Source organism: Falsiroseomonas sp. HC035 (assembly GCF_050563525.1).
In the GTDB taxonomy this organism is placed as follows: Bacteria; Pseudomonadota; Alphaproteobacteria; order Acetobacterales; family Acetobacteraceae; genus Falsiroseomonas.
On sequence record NZ_JBNXUN010000011.1, the window covers coordinates 145,340 to 170,317 of the forward strand.

At 70.1% G+C, this 24,978-nt stretch carries 21 protein-coding genes; 13 read left to right on the forward strand and 8 right to left on the reverse strand.

All coding sequences use genetic code 11. The features are described 5' to 3' along the window. The first annotated feature begins 3 nt into the window (after positions 1-3). The 7 genes from ACLF3G_RS21165 (at position 4) to minE (ending at position 6,974) form a co-directional block, all read left to right on the forward strand. Entirely contained in the window at positions 4-831 is an 828-nt protein-coding gene (locus ACLF3G_RS21165) for an ABC transporter ATP-binding protein (protein ID WP_430671395.1), read from the forward strand. Continuing rightward, entirely contained in the window at positions 822-2,060 is a 1,239-nt protein-coding gene (locus ACLF3G_RS21170) for a phenylacetate--CoA ligase family protein (RefSeq protein ID WP_430671396.1), read from the forward strand. The genes ACLF3G_RS21165 and ACLF3G_RS21170 overlap by 10 nt, the downstream gene beginning before the upstream one ends. Further along, a complete protein-coding gene (locus tag ACLF3G_RS21175) occupies positions 2,057-3,640 on the forward strand; it encodes an acyl-CoA synthetase (protein WP_430671397.1) in 1,584 nt (527 codons plus the stop codon). Before ACLF3G_RS21170 ends, ACLF3G_RS21175 begins: the two co-directional genes overlap by 4 nt. Positions 3,641-3,666: 26 nt before the next feature. Beyond that, positions 3,667-4,818, forward strand: a complete 1,152-nt coding sequence (locus ACLF3G_RS21180; protein ID WP_430671398.1) for an isovaleryl-CoA dehydrogenase — start codon at positions 3,667-3,669, stop codon at positions 4,816-4,818. Positions 4,819-5,001: 183 nt separating this feature from the next. Further along, the gene (minC, locus tag ACLF3G_RS21185; RefSeq protein ID WP_430671399.1) at positions 5,002-5,772 is read left to right on the forward strand and encodes a septum site-determining protein MinC; all 771 of its coding nucleotides are present in this window, start codon (positions 5,002-5,004) and stop codon (positions 5,770-5,772) included. Between the two features lie 90 nt (positions 5,773-5,862). Beyond that, a complete protein-coding gene (gene minD / locus ACLF3G_RS21190; RefSeq protein ID WP_430671400.1) occupies positions 5,863-6,681 on the forward strand; it encodes a septum site-determining protein MinD in 819 nt (272 codons plus the stop codon). Then, positions 6,678-6,974 carry a cell division topological specificity factor MinE gene (gene minE / locus ACLF3G_RS21195; RefSeq protein ID WP_430671401.1) on the forward strand — a complete coding sequence of 99 codons (297 nt, stop codon included), beginning with the start codon at positions 6,678-6,680 and terminating at the stop codon, positions 6,972-6,974. Before minD ends, minE begins: the two co-directional genes overlap by 4 nt. 22 nt (positions 6,975-6,996) lie before the next feature. On the opposite strand, the gene ACLF3G_RS21200 is transcribed toward minE, so the two are convergent. The 3 genes from ACLF3G_RS21200 to ACLF3G_RS21210 form a co-directional block, all read right to left on the reverse strand. Further along, positions 6,997-7,239, reverse strand: a complete 243-nt coding sequence (locus ACLF3G_RS21200; protein ID WP_430671402.1) for a DUF4287 domain-containing protein — start codon at positions 7,237-7,239, stop codon at positions 6,997-6,999. A gap of 64 nt (positions 7,240-7,303) precedes the next feature. Beyond that, the gene (locus ACLF3G_RS21205; protein ID WP_430671403.1) at positions 7,304-8,563 is read right to left on the reverse strand and encodes a glycosyltransferase; all 1,260 of its coding nucleotides are present in this window, start codon (positions 8,561-8,563) and stop codon (positions 7,304-7,306) included. After that, a complete protein-coding gene (locus ACLF3G_RS21210) occupies positions 8,563-11,130 on the reverse strand; it encodes a sensor histidine kinase (RefSeq protein WP_430671404.1) in 2,568 nt (855 codons plus the stop codon). The genes ACLF3G_RS21205 and ACLF3G_RS21210 overlap by 1 nt, the downstream gene beginning before the upstream one ends. Before the next feature lie 221 nt (positions 11,131-11,351). Here ACLF3G_RS21210 and ACLF3G_RS21215 point away from each other — a divergent pair, with 221 nt between their 5' ends. Continuing rightward, complete coding sequence (locus ACLF3G_RS21215) at positions 11,352-12,353, forward strand: LLM class flavin-dependent oxidoreductase (RefSeq protein ID WP_430671405.1); 1,002 nt, start codon at positions 11,352-11,354, stop codon at positions 12,351-12,353. A gap of 3 nt (positions 12,354-12,356) precedes the next feature. Here the strand turns inward: ACLF3G_RS21215 and ACLF3G_RS21220 are convergent, their stop codons facing one another. After that, positions 12,357-13,595, reverse strand: a complete 1,239-nt coding sequence (locus tag ACLF3G_RS21220; protein ID WP_430671406.1) for a 50S ribosomal protein L11 methyltransferase — start codon at positions 13,593-13,595, stop codon at positions 12,357-12,359. Between the two features lie 115 nt (positions 13,596-13,710). Here ACLF3G_RS21220 and ACLF3G_RS21225 point away from each other — a divergent pair, with 115 nt between their 5' ends. Together ACLF3G_RS21225 and ACLF3G_RS21230 are read left to right on the forward strand one after the other, a co-directional pair. Next, positions 13,711-14,355 carry a flavin reductase family protein gene (locus tag ACLF3G_RS21225; RefSeq protein WP_430671407.1) on the forward strand — a complete coding sequence of 215 codons (645 nt, stop codon included), beginning with the start codon at positions 13,711-13,713 and terminating at the stop codon, positions 14,353-14,355. After that, positions 14,352-15,059, forward strand: a complete 708-nt coding sequence (locus ACLF3G_RS21230) for an SDR family oxidoreductase (protein ID WP_430671408.1) — start codon at positions 14,352-14,354, stop codon at positions 15,057-15,059. Before ACLF3G_RS21225 ends, ACLF3G_RS21230 begins: the two co-directional genes overlap by 4 nt. A 15-nt stretch (positions 15,060-15,074) precedes the next feature. Here the strand turns inward: ACLF3G_RS21230 and ACLF3G_RS21235 are convergent, their stop codons facing one another. Then, positions 15,075-16,805: an AMP-dependent synthetase/ligase gene (locus ACLF3G_RS21235; RefSeq protein ID WP_430671409.1), complete on the reverse strand. Its 1,731-nt coding sequence runs from the start codon at positions 16,803-16,805 to the stop codon at positions 15,075-15,077. Positions 16,806-16,907: 102 nt separating this feature from the next. Here ACLF3G_RS21235 and ACLF3G_RS21240 point away from each other — a divergent pair, with 102 nt between their 5' ends. From ACLF3G_RS21240 to ACLF3G_RS21250, 3 genes are all read left to right on the forward strand, one after another. After that, entirely contained in the window at positions 16,908-18,722 is a 1,815-nt protein-coding gene (locus ACLF3G_RS21240; RefSeq protein WP_430671410.1) for a M3 family oligoendopeptidase, read from the forward strand. A 4-nt stretch (positions 18,723-18,726) separates the two neighbouring features. Then, the gene (locus ACLF3G_RS21245) at positions 18,727-20,112 is read left to right on the forward strand and encodes an ABC1 kinase family protein (RefSeq protein WP_430671411.1); all 1,386 of its coding nucleotides are present in this window, start codon (positions 18,727-18,729) and stop codon (positions 20,110-20,112) included. A gap of 109 nt (positions 20,113-20,221) precedes the next feature. Then, entirely contained in the window at positions 20,222-20,665 is a 444-nt protein-coding gene (locus ACLF3G_RS21250) for an acyl-CoA thioesterase (protein WP_430671412.1), read from the forward strand. A gap of 1 nt (position 20,666) precedes the next feature. On the opposite strand, the gene ACLF3G_RS21255 is transcribed toward ACLF3G_RS21250, so the two are convergent. From ACLF3G_RS21255 to ACLF3G_RS21265, 3 genes are all read right to left on the reverse strand, one after another. Then, positions 20,667-22,502, reverse strand: coding sequence for an ABC transporter ATP-binding protein (locus ACLF3G_RS21255; protein WP_430671413.1), 1,836 nt, complete (start codon positions 22,500-22,502; stop codon positions 20,667-20,669). Then, entirely contained in the window at positions 22,499-23,371 is an 873-nt protein-coding gene (locus ACLF3G_RS21260) for a DMT family transporter (RefSeq protein WP_430671414.1), read from the reverse strand. Before ACLF3G_RS21260 ends, ACLF3G_RS21255 begins: the two co-directional genes overlap by 4 nt. Next, positions 23,368-24,978 (reverse strand): amidohydrolase (locus ACLF3G_RS21265; protein ID WP_430671415.1); only part of this gene is annotated, 1,611 nt, incomplete at its 5' end. The genes ACLF3G_RS21260 and ACLF3G_RS21265, both read right to left, overlap by 4 nt.

Below are 24,978 nucleotides of genomic sequence, written 5' to 3' on the forward strand. Positions count from 1 at the left end.
GAAATGGCGAGGCCTGCGCCGGTGGCAACACCGGTGGAGGCGTTGCTGCTCGAGGTCAACAACATCGAGGTCGTCTACAACGACGTCATCCTGGTGCTGCGCGGCCTGTCCCTGGCCGTGCCGCAGGGCAAGATCGTGGCGCTGCTCGGCGCCAATGGCGCGGGGAAATCGACCACGCTGAAGGCGATCTCCGGCCTGCTGAAGTCGGAGGATGGCGAGATCACGCGCGGCGACATCCGCTTCGCCGGTCAACGCCTGAACGGCATCGAGGCGCATGAGATCGTCCGGCGTGGAATCTTCCAGGTGATGGAAGGCCGCCGCATCATCAGCGACATGACCTGCCTGGAGAATTTGCGCCTGGGCGCCTTCACCCGCAGCGACAATGCGGAGATCCGGCGCGACATCGAGATGGTCTATGGCTACTTCCCGAGGCTGAAGGAGCGCACCGGCCTGGCCGGCTACCTCTCGGGCGGCGAACAGCAGATGCTGGCGATCGGGCGCGCGCTGATGGCGCGGCCGAAGCTGATCCTGATGGACGAACCATCCATGGGGTTGTCGCCACTGCTGGTGAAGGAAGTGTTCGGCATCATCCGCCAGCTCAACCGCGACCTCGGCATCACCATCCTGCTGGTCGAGCAGAACGCCCGCATGGCGCTGTCGGTGGCATCCCACGGCTATGTCATGGAACAGGGCAAGGTCGTGCTGGATGGCAGCGCGGAGGAGCTGGCGAACAACGAGGACGTGAAGGAATTCTACCTCGGCGGCCACGGCGCGGACCGCAAATCCTTCCGCAACCTGAAATCCTACAAGCGACGGAAGCGGTGGCTGTGACCGATCACTACGACGACCGCGAGACGCAGACCGCGGAGCAGCGGGAGGAAGCCCTGGCCGATACGCTGCCGCGGCAGATCGGCCATGCGAAGCAGTATGCGCCGGCCTATGCCATGCTGTTGGCGGACCTCGAGCCGCGCGCGGTGACGGACCGCGCGGCGCTGGCGGCGCTGCCGGTGACGCGCAAGTCGGACCTCATCACGGCGCAGGCCGAAGCACCGCCCTTCGGCGGCTTCACGGCGCTGAGCCTGGCGCAGGTGCCGCGCGTCTTCGCCTCGCCCGGGCCCATCCATGAGCCGCAGGGCGTCGGCACCGACCCCTGGCGCTACGCACGCGCCTTGCATGCCACCGGGCTGCGGCGCGGCATGCTGCTGCACAACTGCTTCGCCTACCACTTCACACCGGCCGGGATGATGCTGGAGGAAGGCGCGCGGGCGCTGGAATGCCCGGTGTTTCCGGCCGGCCCCGGCAATACTGAAAGCCAGGCGCGGGCGGCGGCGCATTTTTCCGCGCAGTGCTACAGCGGCACGCCGGATTTCCTGAAGTCGATCCTCGAGGCCGGCGATGCGCTGGGGCTGGACCTGTCCGCGCTGAAGCTTGGCCATGTGACAGGCGGCGCCTACCTTCCGGCGCTGCGGCGCTTCTATGCCGATCGCGGGCTGGTGGTGCGACAGAGCTACGGCACCGCCGATGTCGGTCTCATCGCCTATGAGTCGGAGGCCGGTGAGGGCCTGATCTGCGACGAGGATGTGCTGGTCGAGATCGTGCGCCCCGGCACCGGCGAGCCGCTGCCGGAGGGCGAGGTGGGAGAGGTTCTCGTCACCTCCTTCTGCGCCACCTACCCGCTGATCCGCTTCGCAACCGGCGACCTGTCCGCGGTGCTGCCGGGTGCCTCGCCCTGCGGCCGCACCAACATGCGCATCCGCGGCTGGATGGGCCGTGCCGACCAGGCGGCGAAGGTGCGTGGCATGTTCGTGCGGCCGGAACAGGTGGCCGAGGTGATGCGGGCGCATCCCGGCCTGGGGCGGGCGCGGCTCGTCGTCGGCTTGGACGGCACGCGGGACACCATGGTGTTGCGCGTCGAGACGCCGGTGCGCGATGCGGCGCTGGCTGAGAGCCTGGCCAATGCACTGAACGCGGCGACACGGCTGCGCGGCGTGGTGGAACTGCTGGAATCCGGCGCCCTGCCGAACGACGGCAAGGTGATCGACGACACCCGCCCGGCATGACATTCCGCTGGAACATCCCGGCGCGCTGCAACATCGCCGAGGAAGCCTGCGACCGCTGGGCCGATGGCAGCGGCAGGTTGGCCCTGCTGCATCTGCACGACAGCGGCGCGGTGGAGCGGATCAGCTTCGACGAGTTGCACCGCCGCGCCTGCCGCCTCGCCAATGTCTTCCTGGCGCACGGGCTGCAGCGCGGCGACCGCATCGGCGTGCTGCTGCCACAGGGACCGGAGGCAGCGGTGGCGCATCTGGCCGCCTACCGCATCGGCGCCATCGCCGTGCCGCTTTTTCTTCTGTTCGGCGAGGATGCTTTGGCCTTCCGGCTCAGCGATTGTGGCGCGGCGGGGCTGGTGACCGATGGCGCCGGTCTGGCCAAGGTCACCGCCATCCGTGATCGCTTGCCGGAGTTGACGAAAATCTTCGCGGTCGGCGGCGGCACCGGCGCGCTGGACCTGGCGGCGGAAATGGCGCGGGCGCGGGACAGCCACGCCTGCGTCGCGACGGGCCCGGACGACCCTGCGCTCATCATCTACACTAGCGGCACCACCGGCAGCCCGAAGGGCGCGCTGCATGGGCACCGGGTGCTGCGCGGGCATCTGCCGGGCGTGGAATGGCCGCAGGACGGCTTCCCGCAGCCGGGCGACCTGTTCTGGACGCCGGCGGATTGGGCCTGGATCGGCGGGCTGCTCGACGTGCTGCTGCCGAGCCTGTTCCACGGCGTGCCGGTGCTGGCGCATCGCATGCAGAAGTTCGACCCGGATTTTTGCCTGTCGCTGATGGCGCGGCACGGCGTGCGCAATGCATTCCTGCCGCCGACCGCGCTGCGGATGCTGCGCGCGGTGCCTGACCCCGCGCGATTCGGGCAACGGCTGCGCAGTGTCGGCTCGGGTGGGGAGACGCTGGGGGCGGAGATGCTGGAATGGGGCCGCGGCGCCTTCGGCGTGACGATCAACGAGTTCTACGGCCAGACCGAATGCAACCTGATCGTGGCCAATTCCAACAACATCTTTCCCGTGCGCCCAGGCAGCATGGGGCGAGCCGTGCCGGGGCACGAGGTGGCCATCCTTGGCGAGGACGGACGGCCGCTTCCGCCGGGGGAGGAGGGCGTGCTGGCGGTACGGGCGCCGGACCCCGTGATGTTCCTGCGCTACTGGAACCAGCCGGAGGCGACGGCACGGAAATACCTCGGCGAGTGGCTGCTGACCGGCGATCGGGCACGTCGCGACGAAGACGGCTATTTCACCTTCGTCGGGCGCGACGACGACGTGATCACCTCGGCGGGCTACCGGATCGGTCCGGGTGAGGTGGAGGATTTCCTGCTGACGCACCCCGCGGTTTCGGCGGCCGCCATTATTGGCCTGCCGGATCCGCTACGGACGGAACGGGTCGCCGCCGTCATCGTCGCCAGGCCCGGTGTCGAGACCGGCCCGGTGCTGGCCGCGGAACTGCAGGACTACGTGCGCACCCGCCTGGCCGCGCATCTGTATCCGCGCCAGGTGGAATTCGTCGACGCACTGCCGCAGACCGCGACCGGCAAGATCATGCGCGGCGTCCTGCGCCGCCGCTATGCGGAAGGGGACTGAGGATCATGGCCGCGAACCAATTGCCGATGCTGGACTTTGACCTGGGCGACGAGGTGGACGCGCTGCGCGACAGCGTGCGCGCCTTCTCCGAGGACCGCGTTGCCCCCATCGCCGCCGAGATCGACCGCACGGATGAATTCCCTCGCCACCTGTGGCCGGAGATGGGCGCGCTCGGCCTGCACGGGATTACGGTTGAGGAAGAGTATGGCGGCGCCGGCATGGGCTATCTGGCGCATTGCGTGGCAATGGAGGAAGTCTCCCGCGCCAGCGCATCCGTCGGGCTCAGCTACGGGGCGCATTCGAATCTCTGCGTCAACCAGATTCGCCGCAATGGCAACGCCGACCAGAAGCAGCGCTATCTGCCGAAGCTGATCTCGGGCGAACATCTCGGCGCCCTGGCGATGAGCGAGCCGGGAGCGGGGTCGGACGTGGTGTCCATGAAGCTGCGGGCGGAGAAGCGCGGCGACCGCTGGGTGCTGAACGGCACCAAGCTGTGGATCACCAACGCCCATTATGCGGAAACGCTGGTGGTCTATGCCAAGACCGATCCCGAGGCCGGGCCGAAGGGTATCACCGCCTTCATGATCGAGAAGGGCTTCAAGGGATTTCGGCCCGCCCAGAAGCTGGACAAGCTCGGCATGCGCGGCAGCCCGACCAGCGAGCTTGTGTTCGAGGATTGCGAGGTGCCAGCGGAAAACGTGCTCGGCACCGTCGGCGGTGGCGTGCGGGTGCTGATGTCGGGGCTGGATTACGAACGCGCCGTGCTGGCCGCCGGGCCCATCGGCATCCTGCAGGCGTGCCTGGACCTGGTGGTGCCCTACATCCACGAACGCCGCCAGTTCGGCCAGGCGATCGGGGAGTTCCAGTTCATCCAGGGCAAGGTCGCGGACATGTACACCGCGCTGAACGCCTGCCGCGCCTATGTCTATGCGGTGGCGCGCGCCTGCGACCGGGGGCACGCCAGCCGCAAGGACGCGGCAGGGGCCATCCTGTTCGCGGCGGAGGCGGCGACCAAGGCCTCCCTGGATGCAATCCAGATCCTCGGCGGCAACGGCTACATCAACGACTACCCGGCCGGGCGCCTGCTGCGCGACGCCAAGCTGTACGAGATCGGCGCCGGGACCAGCGAGATCAGGCGCCTGCTGATCGGGCGTGAAATATTCCGCGAGAGTGCCTGATCCGCCAGCGCCTCGGCGGCAGCTTCGATTCGGGCCTGGCATGCCGTGGCAGGTTTGCGGCCCAAGTGCCTGCAAAGCATCACGCCTGCTTAAGGAGGCTTCGCTCACGGGCGCGGCGCGGCTATAGAGCACGATCACGCTGGCCCTCCAGCTTTACCTCCGGCCGGGAAATCCCCTTACGCGATGTCCGCTGCGTCCAGCCCGCACCCCCCGCGCCTCGAGCCCTTCCGGCTACGGGGGGCGAATTTCAACCTGCTGGTGATGCGGCTGCTCGACCATCGGGTGGAGGCGCTGGTGCCGGCGCTCGGCGACCAGTTCCGCCGTGCGCCGGGTTTCCTGCGTTTTGCGCCGGTGGTGATCGGCCTCGATGACATTCCGGCGCGGCCGGAGGATGTCGATTTCAACGGCCTGGTGCAGGGGCTGCGCGCCATTGAGATCGTGCCGATCGGCACCACCGGCGGCACGCCGGAGATGCGCCACGCCGCCCAGGGTGCCGGCCTGCCGCCGCTGCGCCAGGCGGGGGGGCGTGAGGAGGATGTGGCGCTCGCTGCCGCACCGCCCCCCATGGCGATGCCGCAGCCGATGCCGGCGGTCGAGCCACCGCCGCCACCTGCCGCGCCGCGGCCTGCCGCCATGGTGGTGGACCAACCGGTGCGGGCGGGGCAGCGCATCTGGGCGCAGGGCACGGACCTGATCATCGTCGGCACGGTGAACCGCGGCGCGGAAGTGCTGGCGGATGGCAACATCCACGTCTATGGCCGCCTGCTCGGCCGGGCCATCGCCGGTGGGCAGGACAATGCGGAAGCGCGGGTCTTCGCGCTGAATTTCGATCCGGAACTGGTCTCCATCGCCGGCTACTACGCGGTGCGGGAAGGGCTCGGGGATGCGCCGATCGGCAAGACGGTGCAGGCGCGCCTGGTGGGCGAGCACATGCGGTTCGACCCGGTCGGCTGAGGCCGGCGGGGCGTCGGGGATTGGGGTGGCGGCGCATCGTGCGAGGCGCGCGCCTGGATGTATCGAGTACCGGCTTTTCGGGGGTTGAGCATGGCGGAAATCATCGTCGTCACATCTGGCAAGGGGGGCGTGGGCAAGACCACATCCTCCGCCGCCATCGCGACCGGCCTGGCGCAGCGCGGCAAGCGCACCGTGGTCATCGATTTCGATGTCGGGCTGCGCAACCTCGACCTCATCATGGGGGTGGAGCGCCGGGTGGTGTTCGACATCGTCAACGTGATCAGCGGCGAAGCCCGGCTGAACCAGGCGCTGATCCGCGACAAGCGCGTCGATACGCTGTCGATCCTGCCGGCCAGCCAGACGCGGGACAAGGACGCGCTGACCAAGGAAGGCGTCGGCAAGATCATCGAGGAATTGTCGAAGGACCACGACTTCATCATCTGCGACAGCCCCGCGGGAATTGAGAAGGGCGCGCTGCTGGCGCTGTACTTCGCGGACCAGGCCATCGTGGTGACGAATCCGGAAGTGTCCTCCGTCCGCGACAGCGACCGCATCCTGGGCGTGCTGCAATCGAAGTCGAAGCGGGCGGAAGACAAGCGGGAGGCGGTGAAGGAACACCTGCTGGTGACGCGCTACGACCCCAACCGGGTCGAGAAGGGCGAGATGCTGAAGCTGGAGGATATCCGGGAAATCCTGGCGATCCCGCTGCTCGGCGTGATCCCGGAAAGCGAAAGCGTGCTGAAGGCGTCCAACACCGGCAACCCGGTGATCATGGACCAGGAAAGCGCCGCCGGCATGGCCTATAAGGACGCGGTGGGGCGCTTCCTGGGCGAGAAGATCGACCACCGGTTCCTGGAGCCCGCGAAGAAGGGCTTGTTCTCACGGCTGTTCGGGGGGAGGGCGGCATGAGCTGGCTCGCCGATCTGTTCAAGGCGCGGAAGGTGGAAGCCCCGCCGACCGCGTCCCATGCGAAGGAGCGCCTGCAGATCGTCCTGGCGCACGAACGCATCGGGCGGACGCGGGAGGATTTCCTGCCGAAGCTGCAGATGGAGATCGTCGCCGTGGTGGCGCGCTACGTCGCCATCGATCCCGGCCGGGTGAATGTCTCGCTCGACCGCGGCGGGGACATGTCCACGCTGGCGATCGAGATCGACCTGCCGGGGCCGGCCAATTCGGGCGGGCGTCGCGCGGCGGCGGGCTGAGCCGGACGTGTGGACGGTGCCGTCAGGCGCCGTCCAAGCAGCGCGGCAGGCGGGACAGGCCGCCGAGCAGGGCCAGGACCGTTGTCGCCTGACCGCGGCCGAGGTTGTATTCGGCCTTGAGCCAGGCGGTGACGTGGGTCGCCTTCACGCCCGGCTTGAGCGCCCCGCCTTCAAGAAAGCCCTTGCTGGCTGCGAGGCGCCGGAAATCCTCGGGGCGCTTGCCCGTGCGGGCGTGGATGCTGTCGAGATGAGCCTGGAAGGACATCGGCACCGCTCCTGTCTTTCAAGGTATACGGAGATCATGCCCGGTTGGATGCACGACCGCGGTGCTATCTTCGTTTTGACCAAGCCTGTTCAATCGCGGCGACGGCACTGCCAACACCATCCTCGCTCGCCATCGCGGCGCCGAGGCACTTGGCGTTCCGCCGCATGACCGGATCGTCTACCGCGAGACGGACGGCCTCAGCGAGGCGGTCCACACTCAGGGCGCGGCGCGGGATCGGGGCGGGACCGGCACCAAGGGAGTGAACCCGGCGGCCCCAGAAGGGTTGGTCGCCGAAGAAGGGGCAGATCACCGAAGGTCGCCCGGCGCGCAATCCCGCCGCCGTGGTGCCGGCGCCGCCATGGTGGACCACGGCGGCCATGCGCGGAAACAGCCAGCCATGCGGTGCGCCGTCCAGGACGTGGACGCTGGCGGGAGCCTGCCCGGGGTCCAGGCCGCCCCAGCCGGTGGCCAGCACCGCGCGCTGCCCGGCCTGGGCCGCGGCAGACATGGCCAGTTCCGCCAGAGGCCGCGCATCCTCGGCCGGCAGGCTGCCGAATCCGACGTAGACGGGCGGTGGGCCGGCGGCGAGGAAAGCCAGCAGGGCCGCCGGCGGCACCCATTCCGGCTCCTCCAGCACCCAGCTTCCCGTGACGACAGCCTCCGCCGACCAGTCCCAGGGCACCGGCACCAGGCTGGGGCTGTAGGCGTAGAGCACCGGCGCCGGACGGCCGCGCAGGCCGAGCGAGGCGCCCGGCGGCAGGCCCAGCACCTCCGCCCGCCAGTGCCGCAGCGCGCCACCGGCCACCCAGTCGCCGCCGCGTCGCATCAGGACATGGCTGGCGCGGTTCAGCGGGCCGAGGTCGGCAAAGGGCAGCAGCGGGCTTGGGAAAGCTACGGTCGGCGTCAGCCCCGGCAGCGGCAGGGCGACGAAGCCGGGAATGCCCAGCGCGTCCGCGATCGACATGCCGCCGAGCGCCTTCGGGTGCGCGACGATGATGTCGGCGCCTTGCGCGGCCTGCCACTGCGCATCCAGCAGGCGGCGGAACATCGGCCGGGCGGCGCGCAGCAGCCGGCATTTCGCCGCCAGCGCGTGGCGGCCGCCGAGGGCGGCGCGGCCGATGGGCGTGTCGATCATGTCCAGCATCTCGCCGGGCAGCGGCGCGAAGGGCAGGCCATGGTCGCGGACGAAGTCGGCGAAGCGTGGCGCGGTGGCGAGGCAAGGCTCGAAGCCCGCCTGGCGCAGCGCGCGGCCGAGGGCCACGAAGGGCTGCACGTCGCCGCGGGTTCCCAAGGTGTGGATGGCGACGCGCCGGGCGCCCGCCATCAGGGATCAGCGGGTGGCCCGGCTTCCGCGGCCAGGCGCGCGAGCGGCACCCACGCCTGCCAATGCAGCCCTTCCGCCCGCCAGTCCAGTTCGAGCCGTCCACCCAACTGCCGGCGAATGGTCGCCTCCACCAGGGTCGAGCCAAAGCCGCGCCGGCTGGGGGCCACGGTCTCGGCCCCCCCCGTCTCGCGCCAGCTCAGATGCAGGGTCCAGACGCCCTCAACCTCGCTCAGCGACCAGGAGACGGCGAGGTGTCCCTCCGCCACCGACAAGGCGCCATACTTCGCGGCATTGGTGGCAAGCTCGTGGAATGCCATCGACAGCGCCTGCACCGCGGCCGGCAGGACCGGCACGGGCGGCCCATCAAGCGTCGCATGCGGTCCCTCCGGCGCCTCGCCACCGAGGAAGCCGGGGCTGCCGAGAAATGGCTTGATTTCCCCCATCACCACCGCCCGCAGATCGGCCCCCACCCAGCGCCCCTGCGCCAGCAGGGTATGGGCGCGGGCGAGGGAGGCGACGCGGCCCTCGACGGTGCTGGCGAAGGCGTCGGCATCCTCCCTGGGCGTCAGGCGTAGCGCCGCCTGCACGATGGCCAGCGCGTTCTTGGCGCGGTGGTCCAGTTCGCGCGACAGCAGCGCCTGGCGGTCCTCCGCCTCGCGCCGCGCGGTGATGTCCTGCGTCGTGCCAATCATGCGGATGGCCTCGCCCGTGGCCGGGTCGCGTTCGGCGGCGTGGCCCTGGCTCTCGACCCAGCGCCAGGCGCCGTCCGGGCGCAGGAACCGGTAGGCGACGCGGTAGCGCTCGGCCCGCCCGAGGCGCACGGACTCGACGGCAGTCGTCAGCGCGACGCGGTCTTCCGGATGCACCCGATCGCGCCAGGCCGGATATTCGCCGAACTGCGCCTCGGACCCATAACCGAAGATCTCCAGCGTGCGCGCAGTGCGCATGGCGCGGCCCCGGCGCAGGTCGATCTCCCAGGCGCCGAGCTCGGCGGCCTCCAGCGCCTGGCGCAGCCGTTCCTCGCCTTCCCGCATCGCCGCCTCGGCGCGCTTCAGGGCGGTGACGTCGACATGCGCGCCGATCATGCGCAGCGCACGGCCGGAGGCGTCGCGCTCGATCTGCGCACGGGCCGAAATCCAGCGGATCTGGCCGTCCGGTTCGATGATCCGGTAGTCCTGTGCATATTCCAGATGCGGCGCGCCATCGGCGACGGCTTCGCGGAAGATCCGGTCGGCGCGCTCGCGATCCTCGGGATGCAGGCGCCGCAGCCAGGCTTCGTGGCTGGCCTCGCTCGGGCTCGGCGCGCGCCCGTACAGGTCGATGTATTCCGGCGAGCGGTCGATGGCGCCGGAGCGCAGGTCGATCATGAAGCCGCCGACGCGGCCGATGCTCTGGACCCGGCGATACTTTGCCTCCGCCTCGCGCAGCGCGGCCTCCGACGCCGCGAGGGCCAGTCGCAGGCGTTCGAATTCACGGACCTTGGCGGGCGGCACCGGGCGGGGCGGGGCGTCTTGCCAGGTGCCGCGGCTGGCGACGTCCTCCGCATGCGTGACCAGCGCCTCCACCGGGCGCAGCAGGCGGCGGCTCAGTGCGGCGGCGAGCGACAGGCCGAGGATGAGCGCCATCAGGCCGCCGCCGGCCAGCGCCAGCAGCGGGCCGCGCTGGGCTTCCAGGAAGGAGGCCTCGGGCTCGTTCACCCAGACCATCCAGCCGGGGGCGGAGGGAATGACATGGTAGGCGGTACGGATCGCCGCGCCATCCGCCAGGCTTTGGCCGCGCAGCACGCCGGTGCGGCCGAGCCGGTCGTCATCCGGCCGGGGCGGGCGCTGCTGGCCCACCAGGCGCGCCGGATCGGAGGAATGCGCCACCAGCACACCGGCCGCATCCGTTACGGCGACGGCGCCGCGGCCACCGGCGGCCTGGCCAGCCAGCAAGGCGTGCAGGCGTTCCGGCAGCAGCGGCATGGCGGCGACCCGCCAGGGTACGCCTTCGCGTCGCACCGGCAGCAGGACCATGGCGACCAGCCGCCCGCTGACCCGGCCGAGCGTCAGGTTGGTGACCATGGGCACCCCGGTCTCGAGCACGCGTTGCACCGTTCCGTTGCCGCGCGGCGGCATTGGCGCCCCCTGCGGCACCGCGGTGTTCAGGATCATGGTGCCGTCGGCGGCGTAGATGACAACCCAGGCGCCGAAGGCGGCGCCGGTGCTGCGGGCCAGGGCGGCGAAGGCCTCCGGCGCATCCTCCCGCACCGTATCAGGGGCGGCGGCAAGGACCGTGAGGGCGGCGATGCGGCTGGCGACGTGGGCATCCACCGCGGCGGCCAGCGCGCCGGCGGTGTCCAGCAGCCGGGTCTCGGCCGCCTGCCCGTGCCGGCGCAGGGCTTCCCAGGATGCCGCGGCACCGAAGGCGAGGGCAGGCAGCAGCGTGGCCAGGACCAGGCCGAACAACTGCCGGCGCAGCCCGGGCGCCGCGTGCCTCGGAACCGTCGGTTCGACATCCAGTGGCAGCGACCATTGGCCAGGGGACGTCGCGGGCGTCGCAGGCCCCTGGCTACGCTCGACGTTCATGAGATCCTTTGCGCGATGTGGCCAGGGACGTTCCGCCCGCCAGTCGGGTGTCACCTTGTCAGACGGCGTGCTGCCACGTCCACCACCGGCCGCCTGCCGGGGCAGCCTGCAACACAAATGTGCGCCGGGCCGCTGCAACCTATGCGTGTGTCGTGCCGTGCCGGCGGGTCCGGGGCGCTCGCCGGGGTTCATCGGCGGCCGAATGTGCCCATATGTCGGACATGATCGAACTCTCCGTCCTCGACCTCTCCCCGATTCCCGACGGCAGCGATGCCGGGCAGGCGCTGCGAAATTCCGCCGAGCTGGCGCGGCATGCGGAGGCGCTGGGCTACCGGCGCTTCTGGATGGCCGAACACCACAACATGCCGGGCATCGCCAGCGCCGCGACGGCGGTGGCGCTGGCGCATGTCGCGGCCGGCACCAGCCGGATCAGGATCGGGGCAGGGGGCATCATGCTGCCGAACCATGCGCCGCTGGTGGTGGCGGAGCAGTTCGGCACGCTGGCGGCGCTGCATCCCGGGAGGATCGACCTGGGCCTTGGCCGCGCGCCGGGCACGGACCAGCACGCGGCGCAGGCGCTGCGGCGCAACCTGCATGCGGACCCGGATGAGTTCCCGCGCGACGTGATGGAGCTGCTGGCCTATTTCGAGCCGGTGCAGCCCGGCCAGACGGTCCAGGCGGTGCCCGGCGCCGGCCTGCAGGTGGAGGCCTGGATCCTGGGCTCCAGCACCTTCGGCGCGCAGCTCGCGGCGATGCTGGGGCTGCCCTATGCCTTCGCGTCCCATTTCGCACCGGCGCAGATGATGGAAGCCGCGGCGGTGTACCGCCAGCGCTTTCGCCCCTCCGCCCGGCTGGCGGCGCCGCATGTGATGCTGGGAGTGAACGTGTTCGCGGCGCCGACCGATGCGGAGGCGCGGTTACTGTTCACCTCGCTCCAGCAGGCCTTCGTGAACCTGCGCACCGGGCGTGCGGGCAAGCTGCCGGCCCCGAGGGAGGGCTTCGCGGAGCGGCTCGATCCGCGGGCGCAGGCGATGCTGGACAATGCGCTGTCGTGTTCCATCGTCGGCGGGCCGGAGACGGTGCGGCAGGGGCTGCGGGATTTCGTTGAGCGAACCGGGGCGGATGAGCTGATGGTGACGGCGCAGATCCACGACCCGGCGGCGCGGCTGCGGTCCTTCGGCATCCTGGCCGAGGTGCATGCGGAGATGAAGCAGGCCGCCTGAGCCTTAATCCGCAGGAAGGATAATGAGGCTGCTGCGGTCGTGACCGGCCAGCAGCGCCAGCATGCTGCCGGCGGTGACTTGGACCGGCTGTGGGAAGGCGTGCAGGATCGGCATCCAGCCACCATCGGCCGCAGCCTCCGGGTGGTTGTCGAAGCCGATGCCCTGCGCCAGATCGAGTTGCATCCATTGCAGCACGCCGAGCGCCAGCCCATCCGCCAGTACCGCGACGGAGAGCGACGCCAGGACGGGATCGTGCGTCGGCGCCGTCAGGTCGAGGCGCAGCAGTTCCAGGTCGGGCGACAGGCGGCGCCATTGGCCCATCCGGCCATGCACCGGCAGCCGCGCCGGTGCCAGGGCGGCGAAGGGCGAGACGTCGAAGCCCGCGGCGCGCGTGACGCCGGCATAGTTCGCCAGCACTGGGCTTTCGATCAGGCAGCCGATGGCGGCGGCGGCGCGCGGGATGATGCGCGCGCCTGGGCGCAGCAGCCGGCGCTGCGCATCCTCGAAGGCTTCGAGCACGCCTTCCGCCAGCAGGTCGCTCGACAGGATCTCGGAGACCAGGATGTCTGCCCGGTCGGGCAGATCGTCACCAAGGACCAGCGCGGTGGAGGGTTTCGCCACCACCGAAATGGCGTCCGCGTGACCGTTCAGGGCGATGATGCGGCGCGCCGTATCGGCGATCAGCGGGACGGCTTCGCAGGTGACGATGCCAGTGGCGCCGGCGCGGGCGGCCATCAGGGACAGCAGGCCGCTGCCGGTACCGATGTCGAGGAGGCGCGCGCCCGGGCCGTCGGTCGCCAGGGCCTGGAGGATGGCGGCCTCGAAGGCATCGTTGCGAGCGACGTCGTTCAGCATGGGGATGTGCCAGAACGGCACCCGGGCGCCGATCAGGCGGCGCAGCTGGTGGCGCAGGTGCGGGTTGCCAGGATCGGCTGCGATGGCGCGGCGAAAGCTGGCGATGGCGGCGTCGGGCTGGGCGGCTTCCGCCTGTGCGATCGCCAGCGCGGCCAGGATCTGCGGGTCGCCGGGTGCGCGGGCATCGGCTTCGGCGAAGGCCGCCACGGCCTCGAGCGGCCGCGACAGACGGCGCAGCAGCAGCGCGCTTTCCAGCAAGGCGTCGGGGTGCGCCGGGTCGAGCCGCAGCAGCGCCTGCCATTGCAGCAGCGCGGCGTGCAGGGCGCCACGGCGCGTCAGGCTGCGGGCCAGCGCCTCATGCGCGGGAGCCTGCTGCGATGGGGGCACGCGGCCTCCTCCCGGTTCGTTCCGGACTCATAGCGCCATCGGTGGCGGTGCGGCAGTGGCGGGCCCGGGGAAAATATGGTGGGTTGCTGCGAACCCAGACGCAGGACCGAACCGCATGTTCTACAAGCCCGGCGACGGCAGGAAGTCACATGGACTGCCCTTCGACCCGCTGAAGGCCATCGTCGCGCCGCGGCCGATCGGCTGGATGTCGACGCTGGACGCCGCCGGGCGACCGAACCTGGCGCCCTACAGCTTCTTCAACCTGGTCCAGGGCTACCCGCCCATCATGGTGTTCGGCAGCGAGGGCCTGAAGCACAGCGCGGCGAATGCGGTCGCAACCGGGGAGTTCGTCTTCAACCTGGCGACGCGGCCACTGTTCGAGGCGATGAACACCTCCTCCGGCGCCCTGCCGGAAGGCGAGAACGAATTCGATGCCGCCGGGCTGACCATGGCGCCCTGCCACCTGGTGCGCGCCCCGCGCGTCGCCGAGAGCCCGGCGAGCATGGAATGCAAGGTGCTGCAGTGGATGGAACTGCACGACCTGGACGGCAAGCCGACCGATGGCTTCATGATCATCGGCCAGGTCGTCGGCATCCATATCGACGAGCGCTACATCATCGAGGGCCGCTTCGATGCCGTCGCGGCGCAGTCCATCGCCCGCTGCGGCTACCGCGACTACGCCCAGGTGACGGAAATGTTCGAGGCGCTGCGACCGACCGATGGCGGCGTCTTCACCACGACGACGAGCGACCGGACGTGAAGGTCGCGCCGGGCGTTGCCATCGTGACCGCGGCCGGGCGCGGCATCGGGGCGGCGGTGGCGCAGCGTCTCGCCGGCGATGGCTGGAAGGTCGCGGTGATGTCGCCCTCCGGTGCGGCCGAGACGCTGGCGGCGACGCTGCCGGATGCGCTGGGCATCACCGGATCCGTCACCGAGCCGGCGGACCTGGAACGGCTGGTCGCTGGGACGCTGGACCGCTTCGGGCGGATCGACGCGCTGGTGAACAATGCCGGCCACCCGCCGAAGGCGCCGCTGCTGGACCTGTCCGACGCGCAGTGGCATGCCGGCTTCGACATGGTGATGCTCTCGGCCATCCGGGCGCTGCGACTGGTGCTACCGGCGATGCGGGCGCAGGGCGCGGGCGCGGTGGTGAACCTGTCCTCCTACGCGGCGCTGGAGCCGGAGGCGGACTTCCCGGCGACGACCCTACGCGCGGCGCTAGGTGCCTGGACCAAGCTGGCGGCGGATGAACTGGCCCCGGCCGGAATCCGGGTGAACGCGGTGCTGCCGGGTTTCGTCGACAGCCTGCCGGAGAAAGCCAGCCGCCGCGCCCGCATCCCGATGGGCCGCTATGCGCGGGCGGAGGAGATCGCCGCCGCGGTGGCCTATCTGCTGTCCGACCAGGCCTCCTACGTCACAGGCCAGAGCCTGCGGGTGGATGGCGGGCTGACCCGGCACGTCTGAGGGCCCTGGCCGGGTTCAGCCGCGCTTCGCCAGCCCTTCCACCGCCGCGGCATGGCGTTCCAGCACCAGGCGGCGCTTGACCTTCATGGTGGGCGTCAGCAGGCCGTTCTCCACCGTGAAGGGCTCCACCACGGTGCTGGCGCGGATGCGCTCGATGTTCGACAGGCGGCCGTTCACGCGGGCAATGGCGGCCTGCACCTTATCCGCCATCCCGTCCGCCGGAACCACCAGGGCGACGATGGCGGGGCGGCCCTCGCCGGCGACGACGGCCTGGGTGATCTCGGGCTCGGCCATCAGCAGGCTCTCGAGCTTGGCGGGGCTGACCATGTCGCCGCCGAGCGTCTTGATGAAGTCCCGCTTGCGGTCGGTGATGCGGATGTAGCCATCCGTGATCTCGCCGACATCGCCGGTGTGCAGCCAACCATCGACAAGGGCGCGGGAGGTGCTGTCCGGGTCGTTCCAGTAGCCATCCATCACCAGGTCGCCGCGGACGCACAACTCGCCATCCTCGGCAATGCGCGCCTCGACACCTGGCAAGGGTGGACCGACGGTGCTTCGGCGGTTGGCCCAGGGCGGGTTGACGCTGATCACGGGTCCGGCCTCGGTCTGGCCGTAGCCTTGAATGACGGGCAGGCCCATGGCGAGGAAGAAGCCCGAGAGATCAGGGTCAAGACGGGCACCACCGGAGACCAGGGCCAGCAGCTTGCCGCCGAATCGCTCACGCACCTTGGCGCGCACCAGGCGGTCCAGCACCGCGTCCTGCACCTTCTCGAACAGCGACAGCGGCGGCCCGTCCATCTTCCGTAGGCCGAGTGCCAGGGCTTGGCGGAAAAGCTTCTGCTTCAGGCCGCCGTCCTTCTCCACCTGCGCCTCGATGCGGCCGCGCAGCACTTCGAAAAGGCGCGGGACGGCGGTTATGACAGTGGGCTGGATCTCCTTCAGCTCGGCGGCCAGGCGGTCCGCACCGCGGGAATAGACCACCTCCAGCCCCAGCGAAGGCAGCAGGAAGCCACCCACGGTGTGCTCGTAGCTGTGCGACAGCGGCAGGAAGGACAGGTATGGCGTGCCGTCCAGATGCAGGCGGGTGGCGATGCGGGCAACGCCTTCGCGGTTCGCCAGCATGGCGCGGTGCGGCAGCATGACACCCTTGGGCAGGCCGCCGGTGCCGCTGGTATAGACCAGGCAGGCGAGCCGGCCGGGCGGGATCAATTCGGCCTCGGCCAGCAGCATGGCCGGGTCGGCCGGCGTCGCGATGGCCGCCGACCAGTCGAGCGCGCCGGGCGCCCCGGGTTCCATGCAGATCGTCAGGTCGAGCGTCCGGCCAGCCTGGGCGGCGGCCTCCGCCATGCGTTCCGCCAGCCGATGGGTCGAGACGATGGCGACGGTGGCGCCGCTGTCGCGCAGGATATGGGCATGGTCGGCCACGGTGTTGGTGACGTAGGTGGGCACGGTGACGGCACCGATCGCCATGGCGGCGGTATCGGCGATGGGGAACTCCGGGCGGTTCTCCGAAACCAGCAGGATGCGGTCGCCGGGCGCGACGCCCCTGGCGCGCAGGAAGGCGGCCATGGCGGCGACGCGGTGGGCGTACTCGCCCCAGGTGATGGCGTGCCAGGCGCCGTCCCTGGCCCCGCCCTCCCAATGCCGCAGCATCGGCCTGGCATGCCAGCCGCGGGCCAGGTCGAGCATCATGTGCGGCAGGCTGGTCCAGTCCGTAGCGCCCGTCTTGGTCACCGTCTTGGTCACCGTCTTGATCCCCCCCTTCGGCCCGTTTGGCACGCCACGGCTTGGCCTTGACCGTCGCACGTCTATATCCAGGGGCAACAGCCGCCGGACACAAGGGACACCGTGACGATTAGCCAGGATTCCTCCGCCGAGAGCCTGCCCACATGGGACCTCTCGGATCTGTACGCCGCGCCGGACGACCCGCGCCTGACCGCGGACCTCGACCGGGCCGAAAACGAGGCCAAGGCGTTCAACGCCAGCCATGCCGGCCGGCTGATCGGCCTGTCCGGCGATGCGCTCGCCACCGCGATCTCGACCTATGAGCGGATCGAGGAAGTGCTCGGCCGGGCGATGTCCTATGCCCAGCTGGTGTTCTCCGGCGATGCGCAATCGGCCGAGAACGGCCGCTTCTACCAGACGGTGCAGGAGAGGGTGACGGCGATCAGCAGCCACCTGCTGTTCCTGACGCTGGAGCTGAACCGGCTGGACGATGCGGCGCTGGAGCCGAAATACCGGCAGTCCGCGGCGCTGACCCGCTTCCGCCCCTGGCTGCGCGACCTGCGCGTGTTCCGGCCGCACCAGCTTTCGGACGAACTGGAAAAGCTGCTGCACGAGAAGGAGGTCACCGGGCGGTCTGCCTGGAACCGGCTGTTCGACGAGACCACCGCCAGCATGCGCGTCGACGTGGCGGGGGAGGAACTGACCGTTTCGGCGGCGCTGAACAACCTGTCGTCGTCGGACCGCTCGGTGCGCGCCGCGGCGGCGAAGGGGGTCTCGGCCGCGTTCGGGGAGCGGGTGCGGCTGTTCTCGCTGATCACCAACACGCTGGCGAAGGACAAGGAGATCATCGACGGCTGGCGCCAGTACCCGCGCCCGACCAGCGCGCGCAACCGCGCCAACATGGTCGAGGACGAGGTGGTGGACGCGCTGGTCTCCGCCGTCTGGAAAAGCCTGCCGCGGCTGTCGCATCGCTACTACGCGATGAAGGCGAAGTGGCTCGGCCTGCCGAAGCTGATGCATTGGGACCGCAACGCGCCGTTGCCCGAAGACAGCGACAGCACGATCCCCTGGCCGGAGGCGGTGACCCGCGTGCGCGCCGCCTACGGCGCCTTCAGCCCGGAGCTGGAGCGCGTTGCAGCGCCGTTCTTCGAGAAGCCGTGGATCGACGCGGCGCTGCGGCCGGGCAAGGCTTCGGGAGCTTTCGCGCATCCGACCGTGCCGTCCGCGCATCCCTACCTGCTGCTGAACTACCACGGCCGCGCGCGCGACGTGATGACGCTGGCGCATGAGCTGGGTCATGGCGTGCACCAGGTGCTGGCAGCGCAGCAGGGCTACCTCATGTCCTCCACGCCGCTGACCCTGGCCGAGACCGCCAGCGTGTTCGGCGAGATGCTGACCTTCCGGGCCGTGCTGGACGCGGAAGCCGATCCCCGGAAGCGGCGCACGCTGCTGGCCGGCAAGGTGGAGGACATGCTGAACACCGTGGTCCGCCAGATCGCCTTCTACCGTTTCGAGACGCTGCTGCATGACGAGCGCCGCAAGGGCGAGCTTTCGCATGAGCGGATCGGCGAGATCTGGATGCAGATCCAGACCGAGAGCCTCGGCCCGGCCTTCGACTTCACGCCCGACTACAGCGTGTACTGGGCCTACATCCCGCATTTCGTGCACACGCCCTTCTACGTCTACGCCTACGCATTCGGCGACTGCCTGGTCAACGCGCTGTACGGCGTGTTCCGCGACGGGCATCCGCGGTTCCAGGAGAAGTACCTGGAGATGCTGCGCGCCGGCGGGACGAAGCGGCACAAGGAACTGCTGGCGCCATTCGGCCTGGATGCGTCCGACCCCGCCTTCTGGAACAAGGGCCTCGACGTCATCTCCGGCTTCATCGACGAGTTGGAGCGGGTTTCCGCGGCCGACGAGCTGGAAAGGACGGCCTGAGCCCATGCCCGATGACCGGCCCCTGGATCGAAACCAGTCGACGCTGTTCGGCGAGATGCGGCGCATGGTGCGCACCTCGGGCGCCGTGGGAGGAATCGCGGCGCGGGTGGCCGGGCAGCGCTTCCTCGGCATCAAGACCGACAAGATGGCGCATGCGGAGGATTTGAAGCAGATCCTCGGCGGGCTGAAGGGCCCGCTGATGAAGGTGGCGCAGTTCCTGTCGACGGTGCCGGAGGCGCTGCCGGAGGAATACGCGCAGGAACTCGCGACGCTGCAATCCAACGCACCGCCGATGGGCTGGTCCTTCGTCCGCCGGCGGATGCAGGGCGAGCTGGGGCCGGCCTGGCAGTCCCGCTTCAAGACCTTCAGCCAGGAGGCGGTGGCGGCGGCGAGCCTGGGGCAGGTGCATCGCGGCACGCTGCCGGATGGCCGTGAGGTCGCCTGCAAGCTGCAGTATCCGGACATGCCGAGCATCGTCGAGGCGGACCTGCGCCAGTTGAAGGTGGCGCTGAACCTGTACCGGCGGATGGACAGCACCCTCGACAATGCCGAGGCCTACCAGGAGCTTTCGGCGCGGCTGCGGGAGGAGTTGGACTACGAGCGCGAGGCCAGCCACATGCGCCTGTACGGCGCCATGCTGGCGGGCACGCCCGGCGTCGCGGTGCCCGTCGCGGTGCCGGAACTCACCACCAAGCGCCTTCTGACGATGAGCTGGCTGGAAGGCCGGCCAATCCTTCGCCGGCTTGAGGAAGATCCGCCGGAGGAGGAGCGCAACGCCTATGCCACCGCGCTGTTCCGCGCCTGGTACGTGCCCTTCTACCGCTACGGCGTGATCCACGGCGACCCGCATCTCGGCAACTACCAGGTGCGCGAGGATGCCGAGGTCGGCCACGGTGTGAACCTGCTCGATTTCGGCGTCATCCGCATCTTCCCGGCAAGCTTCGTCACCGGCGTGGTGATGCTGTACGAGGCGGTGCGCGACGATGACCGGGAGAAGGCGGCGGAGGCCTACCGCATCTGGGGCTTTCGAAATCTTTCAAAGGAAACCATGGAGGTCCTGAACCTCTGGGCGCGCTTCCTGTACGAGCCGCTGGTCGAGGACAAGGTCCGCTCCATCACGCCGAGCGAAGACCCGAGCTACGGCCGCAAGGTGGCGCAGACGGTGCATGAGGGGCTGAAGCGGACCGGCGGGGTGAAGATCCCGCGCGAGTTCCCGCTGATGGACCGCGCCGCCATCGGCCTGGGCAGCGTGTTCTTCCGCCTGCGCGCCAAGGCGAACTGGCACCGGCTGTTCATGGAACTGGTGCACGACCACTCCGAAGCCGCGGTGTCCGAACGCCAGCGCGCGGCGGTGCTGGCGGCGAAGGTGCCCGACAGCCTGGTGGGGTAACGACGGGCGGCCAGCGCGCCGCGAAGCCGCCTTGGCGTCCTCCTCGTCATCCTGCATTCCACGGCAGGGCCTTGAACGCCTGACGCGGAACGATGACGAGGGGATTGGCATGCAGATCAGGCGACCGCTGGGCCGGGTGCGCCCTGAGTGGGTGGACCATTACGGCCACATGAACCTGGCCTACTACCTGGTGGTGTTCGACCTGGCGACGGACGAGGTCTGGCCGGAATGGGGCCTCGGGCCGGGGCTGCGGGCGCGGGGCCTGGGCACCTTCGCCGTCGAATCCTGGCAGGGCTACCGGCGCGAGGTGATGCTGGATGCGCCGCTTGCGGCGGAAACCGCGCTGCTCGCTTTTGACGCCAAGCGCCTGCTGCTGCGGCACCGGTTGTACCATGCTGAGGACGGTTTTCTCGCGGCGGAGAACGAGGTGCTGTTCCTGTGCGTAGACCTCGCGACGCGACGGGTGGCGCACTGGCCGGAGGATGTTCTGACAATCTTCGCGAGGACGCGCGTGGAGGAACCCGCGCAGCGGCTGGCGCTGCGACGCGGGTGAGTCAGCGGTAGCCGGCGGCCTGCAACTCGAACAGCTCGGCATAGCGCCCACCCGCGGCCAGAAGCGACTCGTGCGTGCCATGCGCCTCAACCTTGCCGTCGGCGAGGACCAGGATGCGGTCAGCCATGCGGACGCTGGAAAAGCGGTGCGAGATCAGCACGGCGGTGCGGCCCTGGCTGAGTTCCTTGAAGCGGGCGAACACCTCGTATTCCGCGCGGGCGTCGAGTGCGGCGGTGGGTTCGTCCAGGATCAGCACCTCGGCCTCGCGCATGTAGGCGCGGGCGATGGCGATCTTCTGCCATTCGCCGCCCGAGAGTTCGACGCCGTTCTTGAAGCGCTTGCCGATCATCTGGCCGAGGCCTGCCGGCAGCCGGGCGATGACGGCATCCGCCTGGCTGCGCTGCGCGGCGCGGCTGATGCGGGCTTCGTCGTCGCGGGCGGAAATGCGGCCAACGGCGATGTTGTCGCCGGCGGTCAGGTTGTAGCGCACGAAATCCTGGAAGATGACGCCCATGCTCGCGCGCAGTGCATCGACGTCGTAGGCGCGCAAATCGTGGCCATCGAGCAGGATGCGGCCCTCATCCGGGTCGTAGAGCCGGGTCAGCAGCTTGACCAGCGTCGTCTTGCCGGCGCCGTTTTCGCCGACCAGGGCGACCACTTCGCCGGCCTGCAGCGTGAAGGACAGGTGGCGGACGGCCCAGCGATCCGCGCCGGGGTAGCGGAAGCCGACATCCTCGAAGACGAAGCCCTGGCGGATCGGCGATGGGATGGGCAGGGGGTTGGCCGGCGAGAGGATCTCGGGCTTCACCTCGAAGAAGGTAAACAGGTCGTCGAGATACAGCGCCTGGCTGGCTGTGGTGGAGAAGCCGGAGAGCAAGCCCTCCAGCAGGCTGCGCAGGCGGCGGAAGGACCCTGCCAGGAAGGTCAGGTCGCCGACGCTGAAGGCGCCCTCCAGCGTGCGCCAGACGATGAAGGCGAAGGCGGCGTAGTAGCCCACGGTGCCGATCGCGGTGAAGGCGCCGCCCCAGCCGGCCCGGCGCAGCGCCAGGCGGCGGTTGCCCGTGTAGAACGCGGCGGAAAGCTGGGCATAGCGGTCGATCAGAAAGCCGTTCAGGCCAAAGACCTTCACCTCCTTCGCCGTCTCCGCACTGGCGGCGGTGGCGCGGACGTAGTCGAGTTCGCGGCGTCCCGGGGTGCGGCCGTAGTCCAGCGCGTAGCCCTGTGCGTTGAAGTGCGACTCGCCGAGGAAGGCGGGGACCAGCGCCACCAGCAGCAGCACGATCAGCCAGGGCGCGTAGAACAGCAGTCCGGCGGCGAAGCTGGCGACCGTCACCATGTCCTGCACTTGGTTGAACAGCAGGCCCATCAGGCTCATCCGCCCGCTGGTCTGGCGTCGGGCGCGGTCCAGCCGGTCCTGGAAGGCAGCGTCCTCGAAATCCTCGAGGTCGAGGGTCGCGGCGTGGCGCATCAGGCGGATGGAGGCGGCGTTGGCGACACGCTCCCCCAGCAGCGTGTCTACCAGGGAGACGACCCGGCCGAGCACGTCGCCCAGGATGGCGAGCGCGAATTCGGCCGCGATCAGCCAGCCGAGCCAGTTCAGCCGGCCGGATTCCAGCCATGCGGCGGGGGTGGGGCGCGGCTGTTCGCCGAGCAGCAGCACCACGTCGTCGATGATCAGCTTGCCGACGAACAGCGCCGCCACCGGCAGCAGGGCGCGGCACAGGCGCAGCAGCAGCGAACAGGCGGTGAGCCAGGGACTGGTACGCCAGACCATGGCGAGGAAGGGCGCCAGGTTGCGCAGGGCGCCGAGGCGTTCGCGGAAGGACTTGCCGCTCATGCCCGGTTCACCACGAAGATGCCGGCGCCGACCAGGGCCAGGGCCAGCAGCAGGCCGGGCGTGATCGGCTCGCCCAGGATCAGCGCGGCGAAGACCACGCCGAAGGCCGGCGTCAGGAACAGGAAGGGGGCGAGGCGGGAGGCCGGGTGGCGGGAGACCATCCAGAACCATGCCACATAGCTGACGACCGCGACGCCCAGCACCTGATAGGCCAGCGCCAGCCAGACCACGGCGGTGGGCGCGAAGATGCCCGGCTCGCCCATGGCATAGCCGAGCGGCACCAGGAAGGCGGAGACCGCAAGCTGGTACAGCAGGGTGCGCTCCGGCGCGATGCGGGTCAGGCGGCTGGCCTTGATGGTGGCGATGGTGCCGCCCCAGGCGCAGCCGGCGAGCAGGGCGAGCGCATCGCCGTACAGCTGCGCCTCCCCGAGGCGGTCGGCGAACAGGATCGGCGGGCCGGCGAGGGCGAGCAGAAGGCCCGTCAGCTTGCGCCGGGTGAGCCGGTCGTCGGGCAGTAGGAAGTGGGTGGCAATCGTGGCGAAGAAGGGTGCTGTGTAGACCAGCACGGCGACGCGGGCCGCGGTAGTGTGTTGCAGCGCGGCGAAGATCGCCCAGAATTCCAGCGCGAACAGCGCGCCACAGAGCAGGCCGGGCGGCAGGGAGCCGTCCCGGCGGAAGATCCGGACGCCGCGGAAGTGGCACCAGGCGAGCAGCGGCGGGATCGCCAGCGCCGAGCGGAGGCCGGCCTGGACAAGTGGCGAAATGCCCTCGCCGCCCAGCTTCATCGCCACCTGGGCGAAGCCCCAGGCGGCGCAGAGTGCCAGCAGCAGCGTGGTGTCGGCAGGCGTCAGGCGGGTGGACGCGGTCACGCCTGGTGGCGCAACTCGCCGCCGACAATGGTGGCCAGGACGCGGGTGTTCGCGATGTCCTCGCCGTTCAGCACGTCCCGGTCCAGCACGATAAGGTCGGCGAGCTTGCCGATCTCCAGGCTGCCCTTGTCCGCCTCTTCCCGCTGCGCCCAGGCGCCGAGGGTGGTGTAGGCGTGCAGCGCCTCCAGGGGCGTGATCGCCTCCCGCGCGTCGAGGTCCGCTCCGGTGGTGGTGCGGCGGGTGACCATGGCGGCGAGGGCGGTCCAGGGCGAGACGCGGCAGACGGCGAAATCCGAATGGCCGGGGGCGGGGATGCCGGCATCGATCAGGCTGCGATGCGGCCACATGTGGCGCATCGCGTCCTGCCCGCGGTTCGCGGCATAGGCCTCGCCGAGTTCGTCCATGAAGCCGGTGGCGGAACTGTCGACGAATTTTCCCCGGGCGAGCCGCGCCAGGATCTTAGGGGTGACGTAGCAGCAATGTTCGACGCGCATGCGGTGGTCGGCCACGGGATGCGCCGCCAGTGCGGCTTCCATGACATCCAGCGCAAAGTCGATGCCGCGGTCGCCGACACCCTCGATCATCACCTGCAGGCCGGCGGCATGGGCGGCGGTAGCGCGGGCGGTGAGGTCTTCCTTCTCATACAGCAGCATGCCGGTGTTGGGGGTGGGCTCGCCCGGGATCGGGGCGCCCTGGTAGGGGTCCCAATAGGCGGCGGTGCGGCCGGAGGTGGAGCAATCCGGGCACCATTCCACGCCGATCAGCCGCAGCGTGTCGTTGCCGAAGCCGGACTGGATGCCGGCGGCGATCAGGGCCGGGATCAACGGCTCGTCGCGGCCGGAGGCGATGATGCCCATGCGCATCCGCCAGCGCCCCTCCCGCTGCATCTTCTGGTAGGCGCGGATCGCCTTGGCCGGAGTCAGGGAGTTGGCGACGGAGGTGATGCCGGCGGCGAGGCACTGGTCCTGCACCTGTTCCATGCCCTCCGCAATGTCGGCCTCGGAATCCTGGCCGTGCACGGCGTTGAGGAAGACATGCGCTGCCGTTTCCCGCACCAGGCCGGTGAAAGCGCCGCCCGGCAGGCGGTCGAAGCGGCCAAAGGGCGGGTCGGGCGTGTCCTGGGTCACGCCGCAGGCGGCGAAGGCGGCGGAGTTGGCGAGGCCGAGATGACCATCGGTGCGCAGGATGAAGATCGGCCGGCCGAGGCTGGCGGCGTCGAGTTCCGCCAGTGTCGGATAGCCGCCGGAGGCGCGCTCGTTGAGCCGGTAGAAGGCGCACCACTGGCCCGGCGCGGCGGCGGCGCAGCGGGCGCGGATGCGGGACAGCAGCGCGTCCCGGGTCTGCACGAAATCCGGCGAGACCAGCGTCCAGCTCCGCAGGCGCAGCGCGTAGGCATCGGGGTGCGCGTGGCTGTCGACGATGCCGGGCAGCACGCGGCGGCCCTCGGCGTCGATGATCTTCGTGCCGGGGCCGGCGAGTTCGCGCAGGTCGTCGGTGCCGAGGGCGACGATGCGGCCGCCGAGCGCGGCGAGGGCGGTGTGCTCGCTGCCAGCCGCATCCATGGTGGCGATGCGGCCGTTGAGGAGGAGAAAGTCGGGGCTCATGCG